We start from the raw sequence: 14,050 nt of genomic DNA, 5'->3' as shown, positions 1-14,050 counted from the left end.
AGCACCTCCCCGTCGGTTAATGGGTTCCGCCCGTTCCATAATCGTCATAAGAAGACAAATTGGCATGATAGAATACCACGTCGCCATCCTTCAGTAGGAACGTCACGCCGTACGGATCAGCAAAGCTGCGCTGGAACCCTTCCATTTGCCACTGGTTATTGAGCGGGCCATAAATGTACTGCAGATGCGGGTTGTTCAGGTCCTTGTTACGAATCGTTTCCAGGTTGAAATTTACGATGATATATCCGTCCCGCAGGAAAATTGGTGACTTGTCGTTCAGCCCGTTTTTGCGCCCGTACTCGGCCAGATTGAATCCTTTCGGTACGGCATATGCCGCGGCCGGAATACTGTACTCGCCGAACCAGTGCTGTACCGAAGCATTCGCGCGCGCTGCGTTGACACCGGATGGTACGTTCATGTTGCCGACAAACGTCCGGAGCTGTGAAGGCAGCAGCATAATATCGTACCCGCCAACATAGGTTGGCTTTTGAGCGCTTTTCAGATATTGATTGATGAAGGATTGTTTCGTTCCGCTAATGCCGTTTAAAGCCCACAGTGAGCCGGCTGTGTCGATTAACTCCTGCTTGGCTACATTTCGCAACCGGGTATCCAGTGTGATACTGCGCCGCTCAATGTCATCATTCGAACCAATCCGGACAAATTTTTTCGAATCAGAGTGATAATACAAATCTACTTCCTGACGATTCTTCCCCTTCCGGTCCACAAAATAGAATGTCGGGGTAATCCTGATCCCGTCACCCGAGCCGAACATATTTCCTTTCGTCATGACTTCGAATTTAACATGGTACCCCGTCTTGACCGCCACATTCTTCTTCCCGGCCTCCGGATGGCTGCCCTGCCGAATAGGCAGCGTGAACGGCTGCTTATTGCCGCGGGCCGCACCGTCTATGTCCTTCATCCCGACCCAATAGGCGTTCCCGGTTGGCGTTGCACTGCCTTTTTGCTTTCGGAATACGGTCTCCCATTGGAAGTCAGCGATATCGGTTATGCGGAAATCATACAACCGGCCGATCACTTCTACCGGAACCACTTGAGTAGCCACATGATGCGAAAGGTCCAAATTGGCATTCATCTGCGTCGTAAATCCGGAAGGGCAGTTCTCCGCGAAGGTGCGAAACAGCACCTCATATTGTCCTTCATCGACCCAAACCGGTAAATAGAACGTCGTCTTGGTCTGGGCCACCGGAATCGATGTCCACGTTTCCTTTGGTATAAAAGTTTTACGGTCCGCAGCATACACATCAAACGGGAACCATACCTGCTTGTCCCGCGTATATTTGGCGTAATCCCGATTGCCGTAGCCCTTGATCTCCCGGTGCTGTCCGCTTGTCGGTACGGTCACCATAAACGGTCGATCCAAAATAAGCGCGGAACGCCCTGCCGTCGGTTTTGTTTTTTGGTTGTGCGCCTGATCATCCGAAACGGAAGCATAGTTCACCACCGGCGTATGCACGGTCACCGGGTTGATGCCTTTGATCGGAAAGCTCTTGTTTTCACCGCCGCCGATTCCTTTGATTAAGGCGTACGAAATGGTGCCCGAACTTGGCTGATTCGCCTTGTTCGTTTTCGATGAATCAATCAAGTACCCTGATCCGTATAACACATTCTGCCCGATTGTCGTCGGAGCCGGAATCGCTCCGGGAGTCGGCGCTTTTTCCTCGACGACTCGATTGTCCATAATGGTCCCTCCATTAAAGACGAGTGAATCGTTCTTTACCTTGATTTTTCCGACGGCCTCCTCCGCTTCCGACTTCCAATCCTCATTCGGAACGGACGGGCGGCTGCTTCCGCCGGAAATGGTCTCTCCGGGCAATCTCACATTTGAATAAACGGGATCGGTTATATGCGCATTCAACGAAGCGTCGTGTGCTGCGGAAACGGACGGCGGTGTATAACCAGCCGGTTGCAATATGACCCCACCCGAAGGAAGAGCATAATTGGTGAAGTTGGCTTTTTGAATGCTATAAACCTCAAGACGATTAATCAGCCAGAAGCTGTATTTTCGTTGCACCGTGTAATTTTTGGTAACCGTTTGAGTATCCGAACGGGATACCGTCCTCGTCGTCGGATTCCCGTTCTCATCCGGGGGACCGGATACCCGTTCCGTCCACCGCAACGTGTACGTCTTACTCACTTGAATCGGGTACGATTTTGTCCCGGTCATTTCCTGGAATGTATTTCGATACAAATACGACTTCGCCAAAGCGTTGACGTACAGACTCTCCGATGTGGGTATGCCCTTAAGAACGTCAAATTTTTCGGCACCGCGCGCATCGGCCTGAATCACGGCGGACACCTCCGGATCCATCACGCTTGCTTCCTTTGAATCACCCGGGGTCGGTCCACCGTCACTTCCCGGTTTGCGTACCGTGTGGTTCGAGGTGGAATCGCTCATATTGCCGTCCACATCTTTCACGACAACCGTTATCTTTACCGTGACGTTGTTTCCCGAAGAAAACGGAATTTTGATCGGAAGCGTTTTGGTAGCCGCTGTACCGGTAAGCGTTCCGGATTTATCGGTCGGTTGCGTTAGCGCCGCATTCTGAATACTGGTGATTTCATATGACTTTAACGATTTTGGCGATTTCGCCTCAAAGATAAAATCCCCTTCCACTTCGGTAACCGACCCAGCAACCTCTGTCGGAGCTTCAATCCGAGAGGTTACGGTAACTAAGGAGGTTGACTCTCTATATTCGGCGACAATATCAGCCCCGCTAATGAATACGCTAATGTGCCGGTCAAGCAGATTGTCTTGCCCGATTTCCCGAACATATTGTTTTTTCTCGGGATTATTTTTGGAGACTACATACGATCGGACGATTTCATACGATTTCCCGTTCGATTCCAAGGTTTCGGCGAACGTATGCTCAATCTCTTCTCCAGCTAAAAACTCGCCCTTCCGGAACGTGCACGATGGGTCCGTGATGACCGTCCCCGCTTCGGTTTTGCAGACGATATCAACCGGAAAGGACGGACTGTCGTAGGTTACGGGAATCCCAAAATAATTGTCCAGATCGTCGGGATGAGCCCACGGCTGCGCCTTCTTGATCGCATCTAATGTATAGTAAGGCCCTCCGATCTGAGTGCCGTTCCGGGTAACGGTCATGATCGCATAGAGATAGAGCTGGTCGTTCTGCTTAATGCCTTCGAGGCCGTTATCGGTCAACGCTTTTGTCACCTTCGCCTCCGGCACTTCGAAGAACGTGGTGACGGGATTACCGGGCGCAGGGTTTGGCGGGTACTGCCCCGTTTGTTCCAACCCTACGACGCTCGCCGATCCCGGGCCGGTCGGATCACAGTGTTTTCCTTGCGAATCATACGTACACGATGGTGAACTTTCCCGGCGTACTGTCCAACCGACGGTTTTAAAACGAATTCCGGATGATGCGGTTGTACTGGTAATGTTGAACGTTATTTTTCCTTTACTAAATTGAACGTCCGGGACATCTGCATGAGTAATCAAAGGCCAGGAAGACAATAAAAAAGTGCATGCCAGCAGCATGCACAAAGCGATTTTTATTCCTCTATTCATCCGTTACTCAGCCTCTCGAATAATATGGTTAAAGAACAAGCTTGCATTCGCACTGACCTTTAACGTCTTTCCCCAGTTCCCGCCAACATTGGTTACCAAGGCAATATCCGAATAGCCCTCATACCAAACTCCCTTTTTAAATGGAGCATCATTTGGAACCCACGTATCGTTCTCCAACTTCATCTCCCCTGGGAACCACGTATCATAAATAAGTGTTTTATGCTGCTTAAATTGATTGAATTTGACCCTGAACTTGGATCGCACATGGTACCCGCCGAATCCATCCTGATAAATCATGGACGGTTCCGGATCCAAGTATCCCTCAAGAACGATCTGGTTCTTTTTCACCCAGTCCACGTATTCCTTGGCTGCCTTCAATTTTCCGGTATTGCCATCCGATTGGACTGCGGCCAGCTTTTCGGCCCATGTATCGTCAATTGTACGATAGTCGACATTGAGCCATAACGCCCCGAATGTTTTAAGCCGCTCCATCCAGATGTCGATGTTCTCTTTCTTGAACTCCGGCCAATTCGCATACATATCGGCCGAGACCGACCGTTCCTCGGGATCGGGGTTGGAAAACGGATATTTCATCTCATACATTTCATTGGGCACGTCAGCCAAAATATACGGGTAATCCTGCGCATTTTTCGGCAGGTTGGTGGTGCGAATGAGCCGGCCCCATTCATCGTACTTGGCACCAGCTTCCTTCTCCTTTGTGGAAATCACAACGGTTGATGTCGCCCCATCCCAATTGACTTCTACACCCAGTACCTCGCTGACAAAGCGCAACGGGACAAAGGTTCGGCCTCCGCTCATAATCGACTTCGTATCAAAGGTCACGTCTTTGCCATTAACCGTCGCCTTGTTCTCGCCTATCGTCAGGCGGATACGCTGATCTCCCTTTTCAATCGGGACGGTTTTGGTCTGCGGTTCCCAGCCTACCTTCGCTTTCATCTTTTCGGCGACGAAGCGAACCGGAACGAGCGTCCGGTTGTTCTCATCGGAAAACGCTTGGGCATCGGGAAACCAGATTTTTTCGCCATCCATCACGACACTGACAAACGTCGGCGCTTTGATTGCCGCGCTGGAGTTGCCTGCTGCCAGGCCGAACAACGTTATAAACGCGAGGCTCATACTTACCCATTTTTTCATGTCCGGTTCACTCCTTTATTCGAGAAAAAATGTGAATATTAGGAAGAAAACGACGTTATGTCTCCATCTTATAATCCCTGTGCCAACCTGTCCACCCTTGGATAAAAATCGTTTGACCTCAATGGTTATTGCTGCATTCCAGCGGCCAATATCCGTTCCGCGCAGCCTCCTTTTCGCTCGCAAACGTCTCTTCAACCGGGTAAGTGTAATCGCAGGTGTCGCGGTAATACACTTTTCTGCCGTCTTTCACTGCGCCGACAATCGCCGGCTTTTTCAGCACCCGGCTGCCGCCGAGCGCGTAATTGTTGTACGTTTTGCTTCCCATCGGAATCCCTTGCACAAACGCCATTACGCCGATATCGTCGATCGTGTTATTCCATTCTTCGGCACTGATCGTCGGCAGCGTAAACGTGTAGGAGATGCCGTAGCGGGAAACGTATTGATTATGCCGATTGATTCGGTATGCCAGTTCATTCTGAATGGCGTCCACGATCGTTCTGCGACGCACCTGTTCGAACAATGCCGCATCCCGCAAGAGAGGAATCGTGTTCTCCGCCTGGATTTCCGATCGGAAGCCTTCCCGCCATGTCCCGCTTTCGGCTTCGTAGGCAAGGACGTAATCGTCCAACGTAAAGGACAAACTGTTCCCCTGGCCATCGGCATAAGCATATGGCTTCTTCACTCCCCAGACCGGACGAATTTCCGTTTCTCCGGCCGCATTACGAAACTCTTCCTCTGCATATACCCAGAACCCGTCATAGTCCATCACGATGATCGCGGGAATGTAACGGCGAAGAACGCCTTGAGCTACCGTATCTTCGGCAATGCCGAAGTTCATGTACAGGGTTCGGTAAAACGTATCAATCGCTTCCTCCTTGTTCACCCGTACCTGTTTGACCGATTCATAGCGTGCTTCCTGTTGTTGGTCGGCATTGATCAAAAGCGCCCGCGCCGCATCATCTACCGCTGTATCCAACGCTGCATCGTACCGCAGTTCGGTGAGCAATACCCGCCGCTGGGTATCCGTTTCGATACGATTGATAACGAACAACGGAAATAAAATCAGAACGCCCACGACCGCCCAATTAATCATCTTCATTTCGGACAATGCCTCCATACGGAACGAAGATTTTCTCATTCGGACTGATCGCATGATTCAAAAAATCATGTAGGATAGTTCCATTCGTCCGGTTCGTGTTTTTCACGACAACGGAGAACGTATCTCCGACATGCAGCCGGTAGCGGCGTGCCGGATCGTCTTTGCCCGCCGCGCTGTCCGGAAAAAGCATCTTCAAGATTTGTGCATTGTAAAATGTATCGTAATGCACGTCGTATTCGCTACGGAACGTTTCCGGAAGCGTAGGATCGTCATAAACCGGGTTGTACCGCTTTTGTCCGTGCTCCATCTGAACGTCGAAGGTATTTCCCGTCAAATGGATAGCCTGGATAAAATCGTTGTACATGACCGGGGAAATATAACCTTTGTCTCGGACCGCGTCGACAAAAGATGTTGTTGCCCGCAAGACCACCAGTTCGGATACATCATCCTGCTGATCAAAAGCGGCGGAAACCGGGAAGATATATAATATAAGAACTGCGATCAGGACGGCAAACACTTTGAGCAGACTGTTCATCCTCCACCTCGCAAAACAAAAGCAATTCGCCGCAACTGCCCGTCCGGACCGCGTTCGTACGAGGGTTCATACCGGCTATCCAACCGAATGCTTGATGCTGAGATATCATCCCGCTCCATCGTCGTTGCATATTCAACGCCATTCACAACGATTTCCACCCCAATGTCCCCGATTTGGACAAGCGATTGCAGTACTTCTGCGCCGGATACACTGCCGTCCCCGGCTATCGGGAAAAACGTTTGGTGGACATTTCGTTCCTGTATTCGCTCTGAAACAACGGCCGCATTCAGCGCGGCCGCCCCGCCTTGAAACAGGAGCAGCCCGGCGGTGGCTGCCATCACAAATATAAGACATGCAAAGCTCATATCCATCATGGTTCGTACGGAGTGCCCCATAAGCCGTCCTCCTTTCCGCAAAGCGAAGCGGACATGCCTTTGCGCTTTCAGGTCAAAGGATGCCGTTCGCCGGTCCGTTCTTACTGTTGCCGAAAGATGATGCCGCGGATCACGTTGCTTTTGTCCTTGATCAGTTGTGCCCTGAACTTGCCGCTTGGGTTTACATAGTTGACGTTAGATTCATCCATCGTGTGATCAAGCTGACCGGGGGCGGCCCCTATGACGGTTCCGTAGGTGATGCTATCCATCGACACGCCGGTATTGATGACTTTACCGTACCATTGGCCGGCCGGATTTTTCCCGGTGATGATTTGGATACCAAACTGGTCCTCCCCGCTGAACTTGCGAATGGCATTGACGGTTTGGCTGCCGGACAGCACCGTGTTGTCGTAGACGGTAAACTGCATTTGCGACAGTTCCGTCTGAAGGTTGGAAAAATTGCTTTGTGCCGTTTTCGTCGAATCCTGCGCGGAAATAAACAGCAGAACGGCCAAGGTGATCAGTGCGACGGCCAGCAAAATGCCGGCCGCCATGACGATCGCTTTTTGAGCGTTGGACATGGAGTTCCCTCTCCTTCTACATTAAATTGATGAGAACGAAAAAAAGCCCTCGCGGTATGCAAGAGCCGGAAACCGCCTTAGAGGCTGTTATTGAATTTTCTGAATCTGCTCGTAATAGACGGTCATCTGCGACAGACTGACATAGACGAGCGGAAAAACAAGATAACCGAAGATAAGGACCATCATCGGTGCGAAGCCGATCATTTTCCCCCACCCGGCTTTTGCATCCAAGAGCCCTTCGTAATCTTGCTTACGCTGTTCCTGCAAGTAGGTTTGCTCAGATTCCAGGTCATCGAACGCGTCCCGGATCGGAATCCGTTCGACCGCCATTTGCAGTTTTTCCACCATGCGAACAAACGGCAAAAACGGGGCTTCCGCTTTCAGATTCTCCAACGCTTGTTCCGCGCCATGTTCATAATGAAGCAGGCAATGCTGAATCGGTGTCTTGAAGATGTGGGCAAAGCGCTCCATCCATTCGAGCATGTGCTCTACCGACATTCGGTCCATTTCGGACAGCATGGCGATCACCGACTGGAGCTGGTCCACTTCATGTTTCATTTCCATCTGCCGCATTCGCCGGCGAAACTGTAGAACGCCGACCGGAGCGGAGTAGCCGACCCAGCCCCCAAACAACGCCAGCATCACCTCCCACCATTTCAAGTATTCGTGGTTCATAGCTTCCATTTTGGACAGAATGCGCTGCGCGGCAGCAAACAGCTCCGCTTCTTCCCGCTGTAACTGCGGGTCGCTGCGCAAAGCGGCACGCACAGCTTCCGGAAGTCCGGTTTTCACCCCCTTCACTTCCGTCATGATCCGGCGATCCAGCACCGACTTCTCCCGGCTTTCCGCTTCTTCCCGGGGGGACAAGCGGCCAAACATCATATCCGGTTTGACCGGTGCATATAACAGTTGGTGTTTGGTGACTGCATGCAACGTGACAAAAAGCCCGAGTGTCAGCAGAAACGCGAGTATGCCGGCTGTCGCGCGCTGCACCCAAAACCATTCCAAGCGGAGCGGCGAGTTTGTTTCGGCTAGCAGCCTCTTGCAGCGCGTGGCTTCCCGCGTTTCCGGATGTGGAACGATTCGGTCAATCAGCCGGCGAACCCACTGAAGTTCGTACGCTTTTTGCTCCCAAGGCTTGCGTCGCCGCGGTTTGGTTTCGCCCTCCAACTCCCGCATGTTGCGAAGCAACACATAGGAAACCAGAATGACCAGTAGAAGAGCCACTTTCGTGATCCACCCAAGCTTACCGGCATAAAATTCGTCCATCATCGGAAAATAGTGGCTGGCCCAGCTTTCAATCGGCTTTGTGAACAACATCGGAAAAAGCGCAATCGCCGTCAGCCCTTGCAGCAAATAGCTAAGCTTCTCCCGCCGCAAAATTTCCAGGTTCAGTTCGGTCGTCAGTTTGCCAAGCGCCTTCAAGTAGAGCGAACCGGTCTGCAGTTTCTTGTCCCCGTATTCCTTAATCAAATGCGAAATCCCGGCCAACCCTTTCAGAAAGCGATTCGGCGCCACTTCCTCGTAACGTTCCAGCCTCTCGTCCGGTTCGTGGGAGGTCAGCACCTCATAGACTTCCTGCCCGTGCAACGCCATCTCATAGGGCGCAGTTTCCGTCGCATCGTAGACCGCTTCCTCCACCATTTCATGCCGATGGTAATGATGCCGCACATCGGCCATAAAGTGGCGAAGCTGGTGAAGCAGCCGGTTTTCCGCACGATGCACGAACAGATCCGCAAGCATGCCATGTATGGCCCAAATGCCTGTGACCATCATGATCAAAGTCACCGGATCACGAACAAAGCCGATCAGCGGAATCAGAGTGAACGCCAACAGCCCCCATGCCGCAAGCGCAATCTTGATCGTCTCCAGCCGCAGCTTCCATTCATCGTACCGCTCTAGCACCATCAGCCGCTTGCGGATCGTGTTCAGGTAAGCACGAAGCAGCGGAACCCGTTCGCAAGCCAAATAGATGCGTTGCAAGATACTGTAAACCGCTTGTCGACTCGTCGGTTTGCCGGGGAGCCGCAGTTCCTCATATTCGCGGATCGAACCCGCGCCCGTATTTTTGCGAGACAACCACTGGAACAGCAGGATCGCGGCTAGAAGCAGCACGACCGCCCCGCCAAAGACAAGGGAAAGCAACTGGTTAAATTCCATACCGTTCCCCCCAGTTCTCCATTAGAAAAGCCTCAAAGGCTATGCGATCCGCATCCGGCATCTGTTCCCGCATCTCGTTTACGTTTTGAGCGGATATAGGGTGAATCGCCACATAGGCTCCGTTTTGAAATTCAATCACATTTCGCTCCTCGTACAGCTTCCGGTCGGTGGAACGCTGAAAAAACTCAACAGCCGTTTCCATAAATGCAGCCATCTTGTCATCTAACTTCTCACCTTGCCGAAAATGGACGGGGTACGCCTTCTCCTGATCGAGCGGTACGCATTCGGTAATACGCTCAATGTAACGGTGGCCGTTCATATCGCGCTTCCAGTGGATATCGAAGTTAAGTACACTGATCACTTGCTGTTCGGCAATTTTTTCGTTCTGGAATACACCGGTTTTCAGCAGCGAGTTCCGTAAAGAAAACACCAGATCGCGGAGCGTCTTGGCGTGATGGGTGAACAGCGTAAACAGCGAGGCCACCTGCGCCATCTGAATCATCCATGCCGCAACCGGATCCGTAGCCACCTCGCCGAGAATGTTGACCGTACCATCCGTCTTTTTCTGAATATCCAGCCCTTCCTGGCCGGAAATCGTCTCGGTTTCCCGGAAGCTCAGGATGTTGCGGTCCTTATAGATTTTCCGCAGGTTCAATTCGAAGTTCATCTCCTGGACCCGGATCGTGTACGTAGCGGGAATGTATCGGACCATTGCCATCAAGAGCGTCGTTTTCCCGCTGCCCTGCGCACCGGTAATTGCGGTAATTCGGGCTCCTTTAACGAGATACTGAATGAGCCGGATCGGCAGCTCAGCATTTTGATCCCGGATGAGCTGTTCCAGCGTGGCGCTTTGCACATCGAATTTGCGCACAAAAAACGCCCACGATTCGCTGAACCGGGGACGCAACACGACGACGCGGGAGCCGTCAGCCATCTCGTTTACTTTATAGCCGTTGCTCTCCGACAATTGGCCGGGATAGTTGTACTTGTAAATATTTTGGCAGACACGCTTCAGTTCTTGCTCCGAACCAAAGGAGAGGAAGCTGAAGTGAATGGATTTCCCTTTGTAAAAAACCCAAACACTATCGTGAGATTTCGGCACTTCCCGCAATAAGGAGTCGGCCTGGAACTCCCATTCCCCTTCCCATACGGAGGGCGGCAAACCGGATACGCCTCCCGACACGCCGTCGATCTTCATATCCCGGATCTCGTCCACGACACTGAAGCCCTTGTACATTTGATAAATGCGTTGCACGACAATGCTAAGTTTGTCGTCGAAGTGCAGCCGCCGCGCTTCTTTTTTGTAAATCTCGTGGATTTCATCGGCGGTAATCCGATACGATTCGGTCCGGCCATCTTCAATACCGAGTTTGGGCCGGTCCAGCTCGTACTTGCGAATCAACTCCCCGAGCGCATCATACCGGTATCGTTTTTTGTACAGGTACAGCAAAATTTCGAACTGGTCCTGAGGTGAAAGTTCATACGGGTCGTCGAACGCGATTACCCGGTCGATGTTCGTTTCATTAACCCCATACTGCTGAACCAGTAAATCCGCCAAATATTGTTTGACGTACGCTTTGTCCCGGATGTCTCCGGATGTACAGCCGCGCAGCGCTTTTTTCAGTTCAGCCCGCTTGCTTTTCCGGCGGCGAAACTCCTCCTCGGATAGTCCGAGGTCATGTAAGTTACCGCTCGTCAAATCGTGTAACGTCTGCATTACAAATGCGGTCATCGCCTCAATCGTAAAGGCTCGTTCCTGCGGCGGCTTTTCCGCTTTCTGCCCGCTCATGCGAAAATAGATCAGCGCAGTGGTCAGCCCAAGCAACAGGACGATCATGATGCCGTTGATCCAAACGATCATCGTTCACACCCCCTTGCCGCCGAAAAACGGTTTGTTTAACTCGGCTTGTTCGATGATCGCCTGGGCTAACGCCCGTACGCACTGCATGAATGCATGATGGGCATGATCACGCGGTACATTACGGTTTCTAAACAGAAAATCGATCGCCCGGCCTTCCTGCGCTGCGTCCATGAACCCTGCCTGATGCGGGACCGGATAAATCGGCATCTTCACCCGATATTTCCGTACCATATTTTTGGCGGTTAGCGCGGAATCACGGTCGTACTGCCCCAAAACAAACAACAGCTTTTTCCCTTTGAGCCAATCCTCACGATGCCGAAAGAACCGTTCCAATACAAAACGGTTTTGGTTCAAACTTACGATGACAAGATCGGCGTTTTGAAGAAGCAACTGCGTCCAACCGGACCCGACACCGCTGCCACCGTCAATCAAAGTCAAGTCGTAATAGCGCTTGGCCGAATCGAGTAGGGGGGCAAGCATATCCTTCATGCCCATGATCAATGCTTTGTCCGCCTTATTCGAACCGGGCAGTAAATCAAGCCGTTCTTGGAGGAGTGGCAACGTGTAATCGCGAATCATTTCCGGCGAGAGTTTGCCGTTTTGTGCAAGCCGTGCCAAGGCATCGATGCCGGAGTCCGCTGTAAAGGCAAGCATATCTTCGGATCTCCGCTTGATAAGCGCTTGCTCGACTGCCGCACGGCGGCTTTGCAGATGGCCGAATAACACGATTCGGGAGGAATATTCAAGTCCGAGCAGCGCCGCGACGGCGATCAGATTCGTCGTATTGCCCGTTTGACCCGGTACCGGGCTCCAGAAGACGATGTTATGACCCACGAAAAACCCTCCTCGCTCGTTTCCACGCGGCTTTGATCGTTCGCTCATCCAGGCCGAATATATGCTTAGCCATAGAAAAGACCGTATGTCGGTATGCTGGCGACAGCTTTCTTAGTTCAATGCGGCTATGATGCTGGTGATCGATGCGGACCGAAACATCCCGCTCATCGTACGGGATGCGAAATACCGGCTCCTGCCACTCCACAGCTTCCGTTGTCACATGCGAATCGATGTACGACTCCGCTATTGTCGACTGTACGAACGGATTTACCAACTTAAAAAACGGCAGCGGCCGAATGGTGGATTCGGTAAGACAAAGCCGACGCATCAACTCCGCATTTTTCAACATCGCCAGCTTCTCCAAATTACTGCACCAGACCCTTTGGTCAAAGGATGGCAGATCTTTTCCTTTCACAAATTCGGTATGATCCGTATCGAGCAGGAACACATCGTAATTCGCCCATCCCCCTTCCGTTTCCGTTTGTTTCAGAAAATGGTCCAATTGGCCGAACGTAAGGAACCCTGCCGCGATATCCATACCTTCAAATTCGGTAACGAAAGAAGCCTGCCGTTCATCCGGAGATGGCATAAACCCAAGTATCGATTGTGCGATCGTTGAATCGACGATAAGCACCTTTTGCCCAGCGGCAACCAGCAGTTTACCCAGCACGAGCAGCAAATGGCTTTTATCCGGCGCACCGAGAAAAACGATTTTTTTCATGACAACCTCCTTCAGGATACCGGCGGCTGGTTGAAGACATCGTCCAGCTTGTCCGAGTTGGTCGGCTGTTCGTTGGAAGCGGGCGACTTCGGGAGCGGGATCGCACCGGACTCGGATGTACCCTGCTGCGGATGGGAAGCCGGTTCTGTCGCTGTCGGCTCAGAAGTAGACGCGGGCTTATCGTCTGATGATGGTAGACCGTCCTGCTCCGTTTGTTCCGACGCAGCAGTTTGTTGCTCCGTCGATTGCTCCATCGCATTGCCTTGTTGAGTAACGATCCGATCGTTTTGCAACTGCTGCTGAACGGTGACGCTGCCGCTGACCACCCGCAGTTTGTCCGCATCGCTCATTGCCTTCAAATTGTTATCCAGCCTACTACGCAACTGGCGAGCGAGTTCGGTCTTGGCCTTTTCCAGTACGTTCGGGTCCCTGTCCATCAGATCAAGCACCTTCGGGTTGGCGGGGTAATTGGCGATTGCCGCTTCCTGCAGACCCGGTTCGATATAAGGGAGCGCGTACAGCTTGGCCCCTTGCAAATACGCATCGATGATGGCGCTGGAAGCCATCAAGATTTCCGGCTCGTTCATTTCCAGCCGAACGATCATCCCCGAAAGGTCTCGAACCTTCTTTTTGGACAGCACGATATAGTCCTCGCCGGTCGGAAAGTTGATCCGGACATCGACCACCTGATCCTTCTGTAAATGGGTCGGCAGTTGGATGACATTAAACTCTTGCATCCGCAAATCCCTTGGGATCGCCCCCTCTTCATACAGCATGGAAGCGATAAGCGGCGTATTCGACTGCAGATCGATTTTGGCGATCTTTCCGACCACCATCTGCGGATCCTTGAAGCTGTCCGAAGGCACCAAGGCATGGACAACCTCCACCGCCTGAATATCCCCATTTCCAAGCGTTTTTCCCGCAGGGATCGGCCTTGCAGCCACCAGGATTCGCGTTTTGCCTTGTTGTTCGTTCGTTTTCAATTGCTCGATTTGTTGTTCGTAATGAGCCCGCATCTGTTGTTGCAGCCGTTTCTGCTGCGCTTGATGCTGGAGAACAAATATGGTGGAAACTAGGAGCAAAACAAAACTAAAACCGATCGCAATGATGACGATCGGTTTCCGGTAACGGTATAGTAAAGACATCGCCTACCTTCTCCTCTCCATTCAACGTGGTG

The 14,050-nt window shown here is 51.9% G+C and carries 11 protein-coding genes; all 11 read right to left on the bottom strand.

The window, feature by feature from the left end; genetic code table 11:
- Positions 1–16 precede the first annotated feature (16 nt).
- Positions 17–3,280 (bottom strand): DUF5704 domain-containing protein, encoded by a 3,264-nt coding sequence (locus POTG_RS21280; protein WP_009226912.1) that lies wholly within the window; start codon positions 3,278–3,280, stop codon positions 17–19.
- Positions 3,281–3,556: 276 nt separating this feature from the next.
- Positions 3,557–4,708, bottom strand: a complete 1,152-nt coding sequence (locus POTG_RS21275; RefSeq protein ID WP_009226911.1) for a copper amine oxidase N-terminal domain-containing protein — start codon at positions 4,706–4,708, stop codon at positions 3,557–3,559.
- A gap of 118 nt (positions 4,709–4,826) precedes the next feature.
- Positions 4,827–5,807: a hypothetical protein gene (locus tag POTG_RS21270; protein ID WP_009226910.1), complete on the bottom strand. Its 981-nt coding sequence runs from the start codon at positions 5,805–5,807 to the stop codon at positions 4,827–4,829.
- Positions 5,794–6,342, bottom strand: coding sequence for a hypothetical protein (locus POTG_RS21265; RefSeq protein WP_009226909.1), 549 nt, complete (start codon positions 6,340–6,342; stop codon positions 5,794–5,796). The genes POTG_RS21270 and POTG_RS21265 overlap by 14 nt, the downstream gene beginning before the upstream one ends.
- On the bottom strand, positions 6,339–6,737 hold the full coding sequence (locus tag POTG_RS21260; RefSeq protein ID WP_009226908.1) for a hypothetical protein: 399 nt from the start codon (positions 6,735–6,737) through the stop codon (positions 6,339–6,341). Before POTG_RS21260 ends, POTG_RS21265 begins: the two co-directional genes overlap by 4 nt.
- Before the next feature lie 80 nt (positions 6,738–6,817).
- The gene (locus POTG_RS21255) at positions 6,818–7,297 is read right to left on the bottom strand and encodes a hypothetical protein (protein ID WP_009226907.1); all 480 of its coding nucleotides are present in this window, start codon (positions 7,295–7,297) and stop codon (positions 6,818–6,820) included.
- Positions 7,298–7,384: 87 nt separating this feature from the next.
- Positions 7,385–9,457 (bottom strand): hypothetical protein, encoded by a 2,073-nt coding sequence (locus POTG_RS21250; protein ID WP_009226906.1) that lies wholly within the window; start codon positions 9,455–9,457, stop codon positions 7,385–7,387.
- On the bottom strand, positions 9,447–11,318 hold the full coding sequence (locus tag POTG_RS21245) for an ATPase, T2SS/T4P/T4SS family (protein ID WP_009226905.1): 1,872 nt from the start codon (positions 11,316–11,318) through the stop codon (positions 9,447–9,449). The genes POTG_RS21250 and POTG_RS21245 overlap by 11 nt, the downstream gene beginning before the upstream one ends.
- A gap of 3 nt (positions 11,319–11,321) precedes the next feature.
- Positions 11,322–12,152 (bottom strand): hypothetical protein, encoded by an 831-nt coding sequence (locus POTG_RS21240; RefSeq protein ID WP_036646587.1) that lies wholly within the window; start codon positions 12,150–12,152, stop codon positions 11,322–11,324.
- A complete protein-coding gene (locus POTG_RS21235) occupies positions 12,142–12,873 on the bottom strand; it encodes a hypothetical protein (RefSeq protein ID WP_009226903.1) in 732 nt (243 codons plus the stop codon). The genes POTG_RS21240 and POTG_RS21235 overlap by 11 nt, the downstream gene beginning before the upstream one ends.
- 11 nt (positions 12,874–12,884) lie before the next feature.
- The gene (locus POTG_RS21230) at positions 12,885–14,018 is read right to left on the bottom strand and encodes an SAF domain-containing protein (RefSeq protein ID WP_009226902.1); all 1,134 of its coding nucleotides are present in this window, start codon (positions 14,016–14,018) and stop codon (positions 12,885–12,887) included.
- Between the last annotated feature and the right edge of the window lie 32 nt (positions 14,019–14,050).

Origin of the sequence: Paenibacillus sp. oral taxon 786 str. D14 (assembly GCF_000159955.1) — a bacterium.
Taxonomy (GTDB): Bacteria; Bacillota; Bacilli; order Paenibacillales; family Paenibacillaceae; genus Fontibacillus; species Fontibacillus phoenicis.
This window is presented reverse-complemented; position numbering and strand designations above follow the sequence as displayed.

Bases quoted from the DNA above. Each gene is read 5' to 3' on its own strand.
- POTG_RS21275 (WP_009226911.1), bottom strand. From the start codon at position 4,708: ATGAAAAAATGGGTAAGTATGAGCCTCGCGTTTATAACGTTGTTCGGC.
- POTG_RS21270 (WP_009226910.1), bottom strand. From the start codon at position 5,807: ATGAAGATGATTAATTGGGCGGTCGTGGGCGTTCTGATTTTATTTCCG.
- POTG_RS21265 (WP_009226909.1), bottom strand. From the start codon at position 6,342: ATGAACAGTCTGCTCAAAGTGTTTGCCGTCCTGATCGCAGTTCTTATA.
- POTG_RS21260 (WP_009226908.1), bottom strand. From the start codon at position 6,737: ATGGGGCACTCCGTACGAACCATGATGGATATGAGCTTTGCATGTCTT.
- POTG_RS21255 (WP_009226907.1), bottom strand. From the start codon at position 7,297: ATGTCCAACGCTCAAAAAGCGATCGTCATGGCGGCCGGCATTTTGCTG.
- POTG_RS21250 (WP_009226906.1), bottom strand. From the start codon at position 9,457: ATGGAATTTAACCAGTTGCTTTCCCTTGTCTTTGGCGGGGCGGTCGTG.
- POTG_RS21245 (WP_009226905.1), bottom strand. From the start codon at position 11,318: ATGATCGTTTGGATCAACGGCATCATGATCGTCCTGTTGCTTGGGCTG.
- POTG_RS21235 (WP_009226903.1), bottom strand. From the start codon at position 12,873: ATGAAAAAAATCGTTTTTCTCGGTGCGCCGGATAAAAGCCATTTGCTG.
- POTG_RS21230 (WP_009226902.1), bottom strand. From the start codon at position 14,018: ATGTCTTTACTATACCGTTACCGGAAACCGATCGTCATCATTGCGATC.